Below are 14,188 nucleotides of genomic sequence, written 5' to 3'. Positions count from 1 at the left end.
ACTGCAGGGGGGACCCTGTGGGAGAGTAGGACGCCGCCGAACAATTCTTCTGAAGAACCCCCATCCGGGACCCGGATGGGGGTTCTTCGCGTTGTGGGCCGGCTGCGGGCGGGCCGGAAAGAATCTTGGCCGGCCGTGTCGAGAACCCGTGCCCGGCACCGTCCCCGGAGTGAACGCGGCCACAATGGGTCGCACCAGCTCCGAGGATCCGAGGAGAAGACGATGGCCAAGTACCTGCTGCTGAAGCACTACCGGGGTGCCCCGACCGCGGTCAACTGCGTGCCGATGGACCAGTGGACGCCGGAGGAGGTCACGGCGCACATCCGGTACATGCAGGACTTCGCGGACCGGCTGGAGAAGACCGGCGAGTTCGTCGACGGTCAGGCGCTCGCGCCCGAGGGGACGTGGGTCCGGTACGACGGCGAGGGGCGTCCGCCGGTCACCGACGGTCCGTTCGCCGAGACCAAGGACCTGATCGCCGGCTGGATGGTGATCGACGTCGACAGCTACGAGCGGGCCGTCGAGCTGGCCGGGGAGCTGTCGGCCGCTCCCGGGGCCGGGGGCGAGCCGATCCACGAGTGGCTGGAGCTGCGTCCGTTCCTGGCGATGCCGGCGACCATCACGGAGTGACGTCCCCGATGGACGAGGCCCTGCTGAGGAGCCTCACACCGAGCGTCCTCGGCGTTCTCGTCCGCCGCGGAGCCGACTTCGCGGCGGCCGAGGACGCCGTGCAGGAGGCGCTGGTCGAGGCGGTCCGGCTCTGGCCGGCCGAGCAGCCGCGCGATCCCAAGGGCTGGCTGGTCACCGTGGCCTGGCGCAAGTTCCTGGACGCGACCCGGTCGGAGGCCGCCCGTCGGCGCCGGGAGGACCTGGTCGACCGGGAGCCGGAGCCGGGGCCCGCGGCCGCCGTGGACGACACGCTCCAGCTCTACTTCCTGTGCGCCCACCCGTCGTTGACGCCCTCGTCGGCGGTGGCGCTGACGCTGCGTGCCGTGGGCGGGCTGACCACCCGCCAGATCGCCCGGGCCTACCTGGTGCCCGAGGCGACCATGGCGCAGCGGATCAGCCGGGCCAAGCGCACCGTCTCGGCCGTCAGGTTCGATCAGCCGGGGGACGTCGCGACCGTGCTCCGGGTCCTCTACCTGGTCTTCAACGAGGGGTACTCCGGCGATCTCGACCTCGCGGCCGAGGCGATCCGGCTCACCCGGCAGCTCGCGGCGGTGATCGACCACCCCGAGGTGGCCGGGCTGCTGGCCCTGATGCTGCTGCACCATGCCCGGCGGGCAGGCCGGACCGCGCCCGACGGCGCGCTGGTGCCGCTGGCCGAGCAGGACCGCGGCCGGTGGGACACCGGGCTGATCGCGGAGGGCATCGGCATCCTCCAGGGGGCCCTGGCCCGGGACCGGTTGGGCGAGTTCCAGGCCCAGGCGGCCATCGCGGCGCTGCACGCCGACGCGCCCACCGCCGGGGAGACGGACTGGGTGCAGATCGTCGAGTGGTACGACGAGCTCGTCCGGCTGACCGCCAGCCCGGTGGTGCGGCTCAACCGCGCGGTGGCGGTCGGCGAAGCGGACGGTCCGCGCGCGGGGCTGGCGGCGCTCGCGGAGCTGGACGACGCGCTGCCCAGGTACGCGGCGGTGGCGGCGTACCTCCACGAGCGGGACGGGGACCCGGTGGCGGCGGCCCGGTTGTACGCGGAGGCGGCGCACCGGGCGCCCGACCTCGCCGAGCGCGACCATCTGACCCGTCAGGCGGCCCGGCTCAACACGCTTCTGAAGGGCCGTCGGACCGATTGAGCCCGGCCGGGTAGGGGGCTCAGAGCCGGCCGGCGGCCTTCAGCGCCAGGTAGGTGTCGGCGAGGGCGGGGGCGATCCGGGCCGGCGGGGCGTCCAGGACGGTGACGCCGTGGCGGGTGAGGTGCTCGGCGGTGGCCCGGCGGTCGGCCCGGGTCCGTTCGGCGGCCGCCGCGCCGTAGACGGCCTCCAGGGTGCCCCGCCCGGCGGCGAGGGCGTCCAGCTGCGGGTCGGCGACCGAGGCGAGGACGACCTCGTGGCGCTTGGTGAGCATCGGCAGCAGCGGACGCAGGCCGTCCTCGACCGGGGCCGCGTCGAGGCCGGTGAGCAGCACGATCAGCGAGCGCTGCGGCGCCATCTTGAGCGCGGTGGCGACCAGCGAGCGCATGTCGGTCTCGTGCAGCGCGGGTTCCAGCCCGGCCATCGCGTTGGTGAAGGCGGGCAGCACCTCGTGGGCCGAGCTGCCGGCCACCGCGACGCGCTTGCGGGAGTCGTGGGCGAGCAGGTCGACCCGGTCGCCGGCCCGGGTGGCGAGGGCGGTGAGCAGCAGCGCGGCGTCGAGGGCGGCGTCCAGGCGGGGCGCGTCGCCGACCCGGCCGGCCGAGGTGCGGCCGGTGTCGAGGACGACGAGGATGTGCCGGTCGCGTTCGGGGCGCCAGGTGCGGACGGCGACAGTGTTCCGGCGGGCGCTGGCGCGCCAGTCGATGGAGCGGACGTCGTCGCCGGGCAGGTACTCGCGCAGGGAGTCGAACTCGGTGCCCTGGCCGCGGGTCAGCACCGAGGTGCGGCCGTCGAGTTCGCGCAGCCGGGCGAGCCGGGAGGGCAGGTGCTTGCGGCTGGCGAACGGGGGCAGCGCGCGGACCGTCCAGGGGACGAGGTGCGAGCCCTGGCGGGCGGCCAGGCCGAGCGGGCCGAGCGAGCGGACCGTCACCCGGTGGGCGTGGTGGTCGCCGCGACGGGTGGGGGTGAGCACGGTGGTGATCCGGCGCCGTTCGCCGCCGGGGAGGGCCAGGGCGTGCCGGGAGGCGGCCTCGGCGGTGCCGGGGCGCCAGGCGGACGGGGCCCAGGCGTCGCGGACCAGGCCGCGGAGCGGCCGGCCGGAGGGGTTGGTGACGGTCAGTTCGACGGTGGCGGGCTCGCCGAGCCGGACGGTGGTGTCGCCGCTCCGCCCGAACCGCAGGCCGCGGACCGGGGCGGCGAGCACCAGGTCGACCGCGACGGCGACCAGCACCGCGCCGGTGACCAGGCCGATCCCGGTCCAGGACGGCAGCAGCAGGCCCACGACGAGCGCGCCGAGTGCGGCGAGCAGGGCGGTTCGCCCGGTGAGGGCCATGCGGTGCGCTCCTTCGGAAGCCCGTGCGTCGGAACCCGTGGGCCGGGAGCCGGAACGGGTGGGGTACGGCGGGGTGGGGTGGGGGTCAGCGGGGTGCGGGCGTCTGGGCGAGGACGGCCTGGATGACGGAGTCGGCGGTGACGCCCTCCATCTCGGCCTCGGCGCGCAGCGCGACCCGGTGCCGCAGGGTGGGCAGGGCGAGCGCCTTGACGTCGTCCGGGGTGACGTAGTCGCGGCCGGCCAGCCAGGCCCAGGCGCGGGAGGCGGCGAGCAGGGCGGTGGCGCCGCGCGGGGAGACGCCGATGGACAGCGACGGGGACTGCCGGGTGGCCCGGCAGAGGTCGACGATGTAAGCGAGGACCTCGGGGGAGACGGTCAGCCCGGCGATCTGCTCGCGGGCGGCGGCGACGTGCTCGGGCCCGGCGACCGGGCGGACGCCGGCCGCGCCGAGGTCGCGCGGGTCGAAGCCGGCCGCGTGCCGGGAGAGCACCTGGAACTCCTGGTCGCGGTCGGGCAGCGGCAGGACCAGCTTGAGCAGGAAGCGGTCCAGCTGGGCCTCGGGCAGCGGGTAGGTGCCCTCGTACTCGACCGGGTTCTGGGTCGCGGCGACCAGGAACGGGACGGGCAGCGCGCGCGCTTCGCCGTCCACGGTGACCTGGTGCTCCTCCATGGCCTCCAGCAGGGCGGCCTGGGTCTTCGGCGGGGTGCGGTTGATCTCGTCGGCGAGCAGCAGGTTGGTGAAGACCGGGCCGGGCTGGAAGGAGAACTCGGCGGTGCGGGCATCGTAGACGAGCGAGCCGGTGACGTCGCCGGGCATCAGGTCGGGGGTGAACTGGATGCGCTTGGTGCCCAGGCTGAGCGCGGTGGACAGGGTGCGCACCAGCAGGGTCTTGGCGACGCCGGGGACGCCCTCCAGCAGCACGTGGCCGCCGCAGAGCAGGGCGACGACCAGGCCGGTGACGGCCGCGTCCTGGCCGACCACGGCCTTGCCGATCTCGGCGCGCAGGGCGGTCAGCGCGGCGCGCGGGTCGGTGGCGGGGGTGGCGGGCGCCGTGCCGGGGACGGGGCGGAGCTGGGCGGTTGCCTGGTCGGTCACGGGTTCCGTACCTGCCTTTCGAGGGCGTCGAGGTCGTCGGCGAGCCGCAGCAGCGCGGCGTCGTCGGTCGGGGGCGGGCCGTACAGCAGGGCCCGGACGTCCCCGGCGGGCCGTTCGGACAGCCGGTCGGCCACGGCGACGCAGAGCGCGTCGGGGTCGGGTGCGCCGGCCCGGAGCGGGACGCCCAGGGCGGGGGCGAGGCGGTGGGCGGTGGCGCCGCGCAGCGCCTCGGCGGCGCGGCCGCGGGCCTTGGCCCGCCGGTAGAGGCGGGCGCGGCCCTCGGTGGTCTCGGCGGCGCGGACCACCACGGGCAGGTTCTCGCTGACCACCGGGCCGAGCCGGCGGCCGCGCCAGAGGGCGGCGAGCACGGCGGCGACGGCGAGCTGGTAGCCGGCCCAGTGCCAGCCGCTCGGCAGGAAGTCGCCGAAGCTCTTGGTGCGGGCGCCCTCGGGGAGCGGGGCGGAGTAGTCGGGCAGGTGCCAGGTGAGGCGGGGCTGCGAGCCGAGCAGGCCGAGGGCGAGGGCGGCGTCGCCGTCCTTGGCCAGTTCGCGGTTGTGCAGGAAGGTGCCGCTGCCGAGCACGATCACGTCGCGGTCGCCGTCGCCGGCCGGGAGGACGACCAGCGGGTAGCCGTGGGCGCGCGGGTAGCACCCGGTGCCGCGGCTGCCGCTGGTGTAGAGCATGCCGCCCTGCTGGGCGCTGCCGGCCCGGACGGCCTCGGTGAGGGCGCACTCCGGGGGAGTGGAGCGGACGGAGGCGTACGGGAGTCCGCCGGCGTCGTCGGACAGCCGGATGCCGGGGGCGAGCGCGGTGAGCGCGGCCGGGCCGGGGGCGACCAGGACCAGCCGCCGGTGCCGGGCGGCGGCGACGGCGCGCAGCTGGGCGGGGTCGAGCAGGTCGGGTTCGGGCAGGACGAGGGTGTCCGGGCCGGCCGGGGCGGCGGTCGGGTCGGTGGTGAACTCGGCCTTGAGGCCCTGGCGTTCGAGCAGGGCGACGACGGCGTGGGTGCCGTCGCGGTCGTACGAGCGCGGGTCCAGCGGCGGGTAGCGGCGGTCCTGGCCGAGGGCGGACACGGCGGCGGCGCCGATCAGCAGGGCGGCGAGGACGGCCAGGTACCAGCGGGCGCGGCGCCACAGGCCGCGGGTGGTCGGGGCGAGGCTGGTGGGGGCGGCGGGCGGTGTCGCGGGGGCGGGGACGGAACCGGTCATGCCGCTCCTCCCGGGGACGGAGCCGAAGCCGAGGCGTCGGGGGTGAGGACCGGGCGGGTGCGTTCCAGCGTCCGGTCGAGCTCGTGCAGCAGCCGGTACGCGCTCTGGTCGGCGGTGCGCTCGCCGTACGCGATGTCGTCGAAGGTGCGGGCGGCCGCGGCCAGCGCGGCGGCGTGCTCGGGCAGCGCCTGGCCGGCCTCGGCGGCGGCCTCGTCGGCGGTGCGGCCGGGGCGGGTGTCGAGCAGGGTGCGCTCCTCCAGGCCGCGCACCAGGGCGCGCATCTGTTCGCGGACGGCTTCGGTCCAGCGGCCGGCGGCGGCGTGTCCGGCGGCGTCCGCCCGGTACCGGTCGGCGCTGCGCGGGCCCTCGGTGCCGTACACGTCCTGGACGGTGCGGGCGGCGCGGCGGGGTGCGCCGAGGCGCCACCAGAGCGCGCCGCCGATCAGCACCGCGACGATCAGGAAGAGGACCAGCCCGGTGGTGCCGGTGGTGCCGTCGCCGGAGATGCTGTCGAGCGCCTTGGCGATGTGGTCGTAGATCCAGTCCGTGACGCGTTTCAGTACGGACGGGTCGTGCTTGTGGTACTCCGCGTCGAGCAGCTCGTCGCGGGCGGCCTCGCGCGCCGGGTCACGCGGCACGGTGACCGGTGCGCCGCCCGCGGCGAGGAGCCTGTCCCCCCAGTTAGGCATCCGGCTCAGCGCCTCGCCGGTGCCGGGTCGCCCTGCGCGCCCCGGCCGGTGCCGCCCTGCTCGGGCAGGCCGGCCGCGCGGGCGAGTTCGATGTCCAGGGCCTCGCGGCGGATCCGCTGGTCGATGTAGACCAGCACGCCGACGGCGGCGATGAAGGGGGTGGTGAAGGTGCCGGCGATGATCCCGGCGACCGCCAGCAGGAGCAGCATGGCCACGCCCTGGTCGGCGGTGTCGGGCAGGCCCTGGGCGTTGAGGCTCTCGAAGCCCAGCAGCAGGCCGAGGAACTGGAACGGGACGACGACGACCATCGCGACGACGAGCGCCAGCACGTGGCCCAGCAGGGTGATGCCGAAGACCCGCCACCAGGCGCCGCGGACCAGGCGCCGCGAGCGCGACAGCGCCGTCAGCACACCCTGCTTCTCCAGCATCAGGGCGGGCGCGGCGAGGCTGAAGCGCATCCACAGCCAGACGGCGACCGGCACGGTCAGCAGGCCGACCAGGGTGAGCAGGCCGGCGAGGGCGACGGAGCCCTGGCCGGCGAGGGTGTAGCCGATCAGCGGGGTGAAGCCGAGCAGGACCACGCCGGGGCCGAGCAGGACGGTGAGCAGGGTCAGTCCGAGCAGCTGCAGCAGCCGGGGGCGGGCGTCGCGCCAGGCCTCTCCGGCGGTCGCCGAGCGGCCGAGGACGGCGCGGCTGACCACGATGGTGAGCAGCGCGGTGGCGAACACGTTGAGCAGCAGTTCGAGCGGCAGTCCGGCGAGCATCCGCAGGGTCTGGGTGGCCTCGCCGGTCTTGCCCTTGACGAGCAGGTTGACCACGAGGCTGCCGGCCTGGGCGACCACGGCGATGCCGAGCGAGAGCGCGAGCACGGTGCGCCAGTGCCGGCGGACGGTGGTGACGGCAGCGTCGAGCAGTTCGCCGAAGCTCAGCGGGCGCAGCGGGATGACGCCCGGCTTGGGGCTCGCCGGGGCGCCCCAGCCGTACGGGCGGTGGCCGCCGGGAGGCTGCTGTCCCCACTGCTGCCCCCAGTGCTGTCCGTTCCCGGGGGCGCCGGCCGGGCCGGTCCAGCCGGGGGCGGCCTGTGGTGGTGCCGACGGCCCGGGCACGGCGGCGGGCGCGTCGGCCGGGGGCCGGGCGTCGTCGCGGGGCGGCTCGGACGAGCTGGGCGAGGCCCAGCCCGGGGTGTCGGTCATCACTGCTCCTCGGAGGGCGTCACGGGCGCGACTGCGAACGGATCTTCCGCCCGCGCGCAGCGCCCATCGTGCCATGGGGCCGGAAACCGGCCCCATGGCGATCCGGTTGCTGATCGGCAACGGTCCTCCGCGGCGGGTCGGGCGGTGCTCCGGCGCGGGTTCGCGGGGGGTCGGGAGGCGCTTCCGGGGGAGCATTCGCCCGGTATGGCCGGAATGCACCGGTGGGGGAGTTGGCCGTTCTGGAGCATTGGCACTGCTGTGCGGCAGGTCACAATCCGGTAATGAGAAGATGGACGCATGAAGGGACGCGTCCTCGTCGTTGATGACGACTCCGCACTGGCCGAGATGCTCGGTATCGTGCTGCGTGGTGAGGGTTTTGAGCCGTTTTTCGTCGCGGATGGGGACAGGGCGCTAGCCGCCTTCCGGGAGACCAAGCCGGACCTGGTCCTGCTCGACCTGATGCTGCCCGGCCGGGACGGCATCGACGTGTGCCGGCAGATCCGGGCCGAGTCCGGCATCCCGATCGTGATGCTGACCGCGAAGACCGACACGGTCGACGTGGTGGTGGGCCTGGAGTCGGGGGCCGACGACTACGTCACCAAGCCGTTCAAGCCCAAGGAGCTGGTGGCCCGGGTGCGCGCCCGGCTGCGCCGCGCCGAGGAGCCGACGCCCGAGCAGCTGACCATCGGCGACCTGGTGATCGACGTGGCCGGCCACTCCGTGAAGCGGGACGGCCGGGGCATCCCGCTGACCCCGCTGGAGTTCGACCTGCTGGTCGCGCTGGCCCGCAAGCCCTGGCAGGTGTTCACCCGCGAGGTGCTGCTGGAGCAGGTCTGGGGCTACCGCCACGCGGCGGACACCCGCCTGGTCAACGTCCATGTGCAGCGCCTGCGTTCCAAGATCGAGAAGGACCCGGAGCGCCCCGAGATCGTGGTGACCGTCCGCGGCGTCGGTTACAAGGCGGGACCCAGCTGACGTGACGGACCGGGCAGACGACACCCCGTCGGGTTCCGCGACCGACGGGGCCGGGGCTGTGCGCGGCGACGTGCTGAGTTCGACCACCCGTCGCCGACGCGGCCCTTCCGGCGTGATCGCACTGGTGAAGCGTCAGCTGCGCCGTCCCACGCACCGGGTGGCCGCGCTGTACCGGCGGTCGATCCAGCTGCGCGTGGTCGCGGTGTCGCTGCTGGCGTCCATCGCGGTCGTCCTGGTGCTGGGCGTGGTCGTGGTGGCGCAGGTGCGCACCGGCCTGCTGGGCACCAAGACGGACGCCGCCCGCGCGCAGGCCCGGATCGGCTTCCAGGTCGAGCAGAAGAAGATCGACGAGGCCCGGGACCAGAAGCTGCGGGGCACCGCCGACCCGACCGTCGACGAGATCGGCACCTGGCTGCTGCGGCAGGTCAACGACCTGGCCGGGAGCGGGCAGACCGTCTACTCGGTGATCGCGATGTCCCCCGGCACCGGCGCCGTGGTCCCCGACGGGGGCGGCTTCGCGCCGCGCTACTCGGGCGACATCCAGCCGATCAGCATCCCGGACACCCTGCGGGCCAAGCTGGCCGCCGAGCCGGGCCAGATGTTCGAGCAGCCGACCCGGATCCAGCGCTCGCCCGGCAGCAGCGTCACGTCCGAGCCCGGGCTGGCCCTCGGCATGCAGTTCCGCGGCCCGGCGGAGACGTCGTACCAGCTGTTCTACGTGTTCTCCTTCGGCCAGGAGACCGAGACCCTCAACCTGGTCACCGGCACCCTGGCGACCGCCGGGGTGTTCGTGGTGATCCTCATGGGCGGCATCGCCTGGGTCGTGGTGCGCCAGGTGGTCACTCCGGTCCGGATGGCCGCCGGGATCTCCGAGCGGCTCGCCGACGGACACCTGGAAGAGCGGATGAAGGTCACCGGGACGGACGACATCGCCCGGCTCGGGGAGTCCTTCAACCGGATGGCCAACGCCCTCCAGGCGCAGATCCGCCAGCTGGAGGAGCTGTCCCGGGTGCAGCGGCGGTTCGTCTCGGACGTCTCGCACGAGCTGCGCACCCCGCTGACCACGGTCCGGATGGCCGCCGACCTCATCTACGACAGCCGCGAGGACCTGGACCCGATGGCGGCCCGCTCGGCGGAGCTGCTGCAGGGCCAGTTGGACCGCTTCGAGTCGCTGCTCGCCGACCTGCTGGAGATCAGCCGCTTCGACGCCGGCGCCGCGATCCTGGACGCCGAGCCGGTCGACCTGCGCGAGATCGTCGCCCGGGTGGTGGAGGCCGCCGAACCGCTCGCCGAGGCCAAGGGCAGTGCCGTGGTGATCCGCGGCGACGGCGAGCCGGTGCTGGCCGAGGTGGACTCCCGCCGGATCGAGCGCATCCTGCGCAACCTGGTGGTCAACGCGCTGGAGCACGGCGAGGGCCGCGACGTGGTGGTCCGGCTGGGCTCGGCGGACGGCGCGGTCGCGGTCGGCGTGCGCGACTACGGCATCGGCCTCAAGCCGGGCGAGGCGTCCCGGGTGTTCCACCGCTTCTGGCGGGCGGACCCGTCCCGGGTGCGGACCACCGGTGGCACCGGCCTCGGCCTGTCCATCGCGGTCGAGGACGCCCACCTGCACGGCGGCTGGCTCCAGGCCTGGGGCGAGCCCGGTGGCGGCTCGCACTTCCGGCTCACCCTGCCGCGCACCCGCGGCGGCGAGATCAGCCGGGCGCCGTTCCGGCTGGAGCCGGAGGACTCCCGCAACAACCGGGGCCTGGGCGCGCAGGGCACGCCGTACCGGCGGGCGATCAGCCCGGCCGGCGCGACGGCGACGGCCGCCGTCGAGGAGCAGGCGGAGACGCCGGAGACGGTGAGCGGCGGCCTGGGCAGCGGGCTCGGCGGGGTGCTGAACATCGGCCCCGGGCTGGGCCGGCGCAAGCTGCCCGAGGGGCCGCGCGCGGACCCCTCGGACGTGTGGACGGCCGCCGGGTACGGGGCCACCGGCGCCCAGGTCATGGTGGACCCGACGCCGGGACGGCCGTCGGTGGCACAGCGGACGGCGGAGCCGGACGCGACGGGTGGGACGACGGACGCGGAGGGGTCGCAGCGTGCGAAGGACGAGCAACAGGACTGAGCCGCGGCTCCTCGCGGTGGTCGGCGGGCTGCTCGGCGCCCTGGTGGCGAGCGGCTGCGCGGCCATGCCGGATTCCGGCGGCATCACCAAGGTGGAGCTGTCCCAGGGCTCGGCGGACAAGGACCTCCAGGCCCGGGTCTACCCGGTGGCGCCCGCCCGGGGCGCCAAGCCGCGCGAGCTGCTGAACGGGTTCCTGGACGCGGTGACCGCCGACGAGGGGTACGACACCGCGCGCAAGTACCTCACGGAGAGCGCCGCCGCCACCTGGAACCCGGACGCCGGGACCAAGGTGCTCTCCGCCACCGGCATCCCGGTCGGCCAGGACGTCACCGACACCGACACCACGGCGTCGGTGCAGGTGAGCGGGCAGCGGGTCGCCAGCGTCGACGAGAGGCACTCGTACGAGCGGGTCGCCGGGCAGAACAACGACTCGTCCGACTTCACCTTCGTCCGGCAGAAGGACGGCGAGTGGCGGATCGACAGGCTGCCGCCCGGCGTGATCATGAACGAGACCAACTTCCGGAACAGCTTCCGGCAGGTCGAGCGGTTCTTCTACACCGCGCCCGACCCGTCCTCGGCGGTGTCCGGGAGCGCCGGCCAGGAGGTGCTGGTCGCCGACCCGGTCTACCTGCGGCGCCGGATAGACCCGCTCACCTCGGCCGTCCGGGCGCTCGTCGACGGCCCCTCCGTCTGGCTCTCGCCGGTGGTCCGTACGGCGTTCCCGGCCGGCACCACGGTCGACAAGGTGAGCATCGACGACAACCGGGTCGCCCACGTGCAGCTCGGCAAGGCGGACACCGGCGAGCCGACGGCCTGCCGGCGGATGGCGACCCAGCTCTTCTACACCGTCGCCGACCAGGGCAAGGGCCAGATCACGCGGCTGGAGCTGAAGGGGCCGCACGGCTCCTGCACGGCCGCCCGCGGTGACTCGCCGTCCACCGGCCCCGGTGCCCTGGCCGGGGCGACGACGGCGACGCAGTACTACCAGCGTGCCGACGGAGCCCTGGTGGCGACCGACGAGGTGCGCCCCGGCGACCCGGTCCGCGGGGTCCTCGGCAAGCCGCAGTCGAACACCAGGCCGCCGCTCGGCGCCTTCGCGGTCAGCCGCACCGGCTCCCAGGCCGCCGCGATCAGCGAGGACGGCCACCAGGTCTGGTCGGTGCCGCTGTCGGACAGCGCGGTGGCCATGGGCGAGCCGGTGCTCACCTCGCCGGCCAAGGGCGGCGACAAGGAGGACGGCTTCGCCTCGCCCACCTGGGACGGCCGCGGCGACCTCTGGGTGGTGGACCGCAACAAGCAGGCCCCGCGGGTGGTGATGGTGCGCGGCGCCAAGTCGTACACCGTGCCGGTCGAGGGGCTGACCGGCCAGACCGTGCAGGCGCTGAAGATCTCCTCGGACGGCGTCCGGGTCGCCCTGGTGGCCAGGACCCCGGGCTCGGCCGTCCGCTCGCTGTGGTTCGGACTGGTCGTGCACGACGGCACCCCGCAGGCGCCGACCGCGAAGATCACCGCGCTGCACCGGGCCGCTCCCACGCTCACCGACGTCGCCTCGGTGTCCTGGGCGGAGACCGACCAGCTGCTCGTGCTCGGCAAGGAGGCCGACCGGACCCAGCAGCTGTACTTCATCAGTACGGACGGCTCGCAGAGCACCGAGACCCAGCTGCAGAGCGCCGAGAGCATGCTGACCGTCTCGGCCTCGGAGTCCCGCGGGGACAGCCTGACCCAGACGCCGCCGGTGCTCGCGATGGGCGAGGTCAAGCAGGCGGACGGCAAGCCGAGCGAGATCAAGGCCTTCCGCCTGGTCAACAACCAGTGGCGGGAGACCTCGCTGATCGACAAGCCGCGGTCCTTCTTCTACGCGGGCTGACGCCGCGTCCGGGACGGCCGAGGCCCCCGGCCCGGCCTGACGGGGTGTCGGCGGCGGTGACGGTCAGTCGGCGGTGACGGTCAGTCGGCCGGGCGCGCCGTGGCCGCGACGGTGGCGCCCGCCCGGGCCGGGAGGCCGGCGTCGGCCAGTGCCCGGGCGGCCTCGGCGAGGCTGGCCCCGGTGGTCACCAGGTCGTCCACCAGCACCGGGTGACGGCCCGCCAGGCTTCCCGGTGCGCCCAGGCCCGCCGCCCCGGTCCGGGCGTGCGGCAGCACGGTGAGCGCGCCGTGCAGGTTGCGGCGCCGTTCGGCCGCGTTCAGCCCGGCCTGGTCGGCGACCGGCCGCGCGTGCCGCAGCAGCGGCGCGGCCCGGACGTCCAGGCCGGCCCGGCGCAGCGAGCGGGCGGCCGCCCCGGCCAGCCGCAGCGTCGGATCGTGCCCGCGGGCGCGGACGGCCGGGCGCGCCGAGGGCATCGGGACCAGCAGCAGCGGCGCGGCCCCGGCCCGCGCGCCCAGGGCGGAGCACACCGCCCGGCCGAGGGCCTCGCCGAGCGGCCCGGCCAGCCGCAGCGCGCCCCGCTCCTTGTGGGCGAGCAGCAGCTGCCGGACCGGACCGGTGTACGGCGCGGCGGCGTGCGTCCAGGGCAGCAGGGTGGGGGCGGGCCGCGCGGCGGCCAGCGCGTGCCGGCAGGCCGGGCAGAGCTGGGTGCGTTCACTGCCGCAGCCCGCGCAGTCGGCGGGCAGCAGGACGTCCAGCAGCCCGGCCAGTGCGTGGCCGAACGGCCCCTGGGCGGACGGCGGACGGGCGGGGGAGGGGAACGGCGGCACGGCTGCTCCTGGCGGCGGCAGGCACGGAGAGTCAGCACAGAATCGGCCGTACGGGGGGCGTTGTCCAGGTATTTACCCTTACTTCACCCGCGAGAGGGTAGACAGGGTGGACCGGCTTGACCGCCCGACCGCAGTATCGGGTCATACCCTCCTTATCGCCTGGGGAGGCGAAAAACCCGTGTGAGGTGTTCGATAAGGCCCAGGGGGTTTCAAACGTCCCTGGTGGGGAGGAAGTGAGGTGAGGGCCAGTCGTTTCCGCCGCTGGCGGCGGGGACGGGGGGCCGGCAGTGGATGGGCTGGTCCAGCTGGGTCTCAGTCCGGTCCGGTAGCACCCGGATCGGCGTCAGCACGAGGGATCGGAGTTCTGCGTGGACATCGTCGTCAAGGGCCGCAAGACCGAGGTGCCCAAGAGGTTCCGCGAGCACGTGGCCGAGAAGCTGGAGAAGGTCCAGAAGTTCGACGCCAAGGCCATCAGCCTCGACGTCGAGGTGTCCAAGGAACACAACCCGCGGCAGGCCGACCGCTCCGACCGGGTGGAGATCACTCTCCGCAGCCGCGGCCCCGTGATCCGGGCGGAAGCCGCCGCCGGTGACCCGTACGCGGCGCTCGACCTGGCTTCCGCGAAGCTCGACGCGCAGCTGCGCAAGTCCGCGGACCGGCGTCGGGTGCACAAGGGCGGCGCGAACGGCCGCACCCCGATCAGCGTCGCCGAGGCGACCGCGGCCCTGGCCGCGCTGCCGGAGACGACGGCGCCGGAGGGCGAGACGAACGGCGCCGTCCGCAAGACCATGATGGGATCCCTGGAAGTGGAGGGCGAGGGCCCGCTGGTGGTCCGGGAGAAGACGCACCCGGCCGCCCCCATGGCGCTGGACCAGGCGCTCTACGAGATGGAGCTGGTCGGCCACGACTTCTACCTCTTCGTGGAGAAGGACAGTGGCCTGCCGAGCGTGGTCTACCGCCGGCACGGTTACCACTACGGCGTCATCCACCTGCAGACCGACCTCGCGGCCGGGCCGGGCGGCGGGGCGGGCGGCGCGATCGGCGGGGCCGACGACGAGGACTGACCGTCCGAGCAGCGATGGAGGGGTGACCCCGGCGGC

Annotated in this window: 12 protein-coding genes; 6 read left to right on the top strand and 6 right to left on the bottom strand. The window is 74.9% G+C overall.

Features of this window, described 5'->3' with window-relative positions:
- The first annotated feature begins 222 nt into the window (after positions 1-222).
- Positions 223-630, top strand: a complete 408-nt coding sequence (locus tag ACFU6K_RS12525; protein ID WP_380662531.1) for a YciI family protein — start codon at positions 223-225, stop codon at positions 628-630.
- Positions 631-638: 8 nt separating this feature from the next.
- Positions 639-1,796 (top strand): RNA polymerase sigma factor, encoded by a 1,158-nt coding sequence (locus ACFU6K_RS12520; protein WP_380662532.1) that lies wholly within the window; start codon positions 639-641, stop codon positions 1,794-1,796.
- Positions 1,797-1,815: 19 nt separating this feature from the next.
- Here the strand turns inward: ACFU6K_RS12520 and ACFU6K_RS12515 are convergent, their stop codons facing one another.
- From ACFU6K_RS12515 to ACFU6K_RS12495, 5 genes are all read right to left on the bottom strand, one after another.
- A complete protein-coding gene (locus ACFU6K_RS12515) occupies positions 1,816-3,126 on the bottom strand; it encodes a DUF58 domain-containing protein (RefSeq protein ID WP_380662530.1) in 1,311 nt (436 codons plus the stop codon).
- A gap of 85 nt (positions 3,127-3,211) precedes the next feature.
- The gene (locus ACFU6K_RS12510) at positions 3,212-4,222 is read right to left on the bottom strand and encodes an AAA family ATPase (RefSeq protein WP_380662529.1); all 1,011 of its coding nucleotides are present in this window, start codon (positions 4,220-4,222) and stop codon (positions 3,212-3,214) included.
- Positions 4,219-5,430, bottom strand: coding sequence for a DUF4350 domain-containing protein (locus ACFU6K_RS12505; protein WP_380662528.1), 1,212 nt, complete (start codon positions 5,428-5,430; stop codon positions 4,219-4,221). The genes ACFU6K_RS12510 and ACFU6K_RS12505 overlap by 4 nt, the downstream gene beginning before the upstream one ends.
- Positions 5,427-6,119, bottom strand: a complete 693-nt coding sequence (locus ACFU6K_RS12500) for a DUF4129 domain-containing protein (protein ID WP_380662527.1) — start codon at positions 6,117-6,119, stop codon at positions 5,427-5,429. The genes ACFU6K_RS12505 and ACFU6K_RS12500 overlap by 4 nt, the downstream gene beginning before the upstream one ends.
- 5 nt (positions 6,120-6,124) lie before the next feature.
- Positions 6,125-7,312 carry a hypothetical protein gene (locus ACFU6K_RS12495; RefSeq protein WP_380662526.1) on the bottom strand — a complete coding sequence of 396 codons (1,188 nt, stop codon included), beginning with the start codon at positions 7,310-7,312 and terminating at the stop codon, positions 6,125-6,127.
- 297 nt (positions 7,313-7,609) lie between these two features.
- Here ACFU6K_RS12495 and mtrA point away from each other — a divergent pair, with 297 nt between their 5' ends.
- From mtrA to ACFU6K_RS12480, 3 genes are all read left to right on the top strand, one after another.
- Entirely contained in the window at positions 7,610-8,287 is a 678-nt protein-coding gene (gene mtrA, locus ACFU6K_RS12490; RefSeq protein ID WP_030247322.1) for an MtrAB system response regulator MtrA, read from the top strand.
- A 112-nt stretch (positions 8,288-8,399) separates the two neighbouring features.
- Positions 8,400-10,394, top strand: a complete 1,995-nt coding sequence (gene mtrB / locus ACFU6K_RS12485) for an MtrAB system histidine kinase MtrB (RefSeq protein WP_380662525.1) — start codon at positions 8,400-8,402, stop codon at positions 10,392-10,394.
- Positions 10,369-12,261 carry an LpqB family beta-propeller domain-containing protein gene (locus ACFU6K_RS12480; RefSeq protein ID WP_380662524.1) on the top strand — a complete coding sequence of 631 codons (1,893 nt, stop codon included), beginning with the start codon at positions 10,369-10,371 and terminating at the stop codon, positions 12,259-12,261. Before mtrB ends, ACFU6K_RS12480 begins: the two co-directional genes overlap by 26 nt.
- An 80-nt stretch (positions 12,262-12,341) precedes the next feature.
- Here the strand turns inward: ACFU6K_RS12480 and ACFU6K_RS12475 are convergent, their stop codons facing one another.
- Entirely contained in the window at positions 12,342-13,088 is a 747-nt protein-coding gene (locus ACFU6K_RS12475; RefSeq protein ID WP_380662523.1) for a ComF family protein, read from the bottom strand.
- 368 nt (positions 13,089-13,456) lie between these two features.
- Between ACFU6K_RS12475 and hpf the strand changes: the two genes are divergently transcribed.
- On the top strand, positions 13,457-14,152 hold the full coding sequence (gene hpf, locus ACFU6K_RS12470) for a ribosome hibernation-promoting factor, HPF/YfiA family (protein WP_049657308.1): 696 nt from the start codon (positions 13,457-13,459) through the stop codon (positions 14,150-14,152).
- The last annotated feature ends 36 nt before the right edge of the window (positions 14,153-14,188 follow it).

Origin of the sequence: Kitasatospora sp. NPDC057512, from assembly GCF_042802135.1 — a bacterium.
Taxonomy (GTDB): domain Bacteria; phylum Actinomycetota; class Actinomycetes; order Streptomycetales; family Streptomycetaceae; genus Kitasatospora.
This window is presented reverse-complemented; position numbering and strand designations above follow the sequence as displayed.